Origin of the sequence: Pseudomonas sp. Mn2068 (assembly GCF_049319725.1) — a bacterium.
In the GTDB taxonomy this organism is placed as follows: Bacteria; Pseudomonadota; Gammaproteobacteria; order Pseudomonadales; family Pseudomonadaceae; genus Aquipseudomonas; species Aquipseudomonas gingeri.
On sequence record NZ_JBMOUG010000034.1, the window covers coordinates 1 to 470 of the forward strand.

At 57.9% G+C, this 470-nt stretch carries 1 protein-coding gene; it reads right to left on the reverse strand.

Annotation, left to right across the window (positions count from 1 at the left end; translation table 11 throughout):
- A partial coding sequence (locus ACL9RJ_RS33230) for a GTP-binding protein (RefSeq protein ID WP_422766019.1) occupies window positions 1-470 on the reverse strand: 470 nt, incomplete at both ends.

Genomic DNA, 470 nt, shown 5'->3' on the forward strand with positions numbered 1-470 from the left:
GGATCCTGGACGCGAACGATACCACGCTCGATACGGCCAGTTACCACGGTACCGCGACCGGAGATCGAGAACACGTCTTCGATTGGCATCAGGAACGGCTTGTCGATAGCGCGCTCTGGCTCTGGGATGTAGCTGTCCAGAGTTTCTACCAGTTTCTTGACGGCAGTGGTGCCCATCTCGTTGTCGTCTTTGCCTTCCAGCGCCATACGAGCCGAACCGATGATGATTGGAGTGTCATCACCTGGGAAGTCGTAGGTGCTCAGCAGGTCGCGAACTTCCATCTCGACCAGTTCCAGCAGCTCTGCGTCGTCTACCAGGTCAGCCTTGTTCAGGAAAACCACGATGTACGGAACGCCTACCTGACGGGACAGCAGGATGTGCTCACGGGTTTGTGGCATCGGACCATCGGCGGCCGAGCAAACCAGGATCGCGCCGTCCATCTGGGCAGCACCGGTGATCATGTTCTTCAC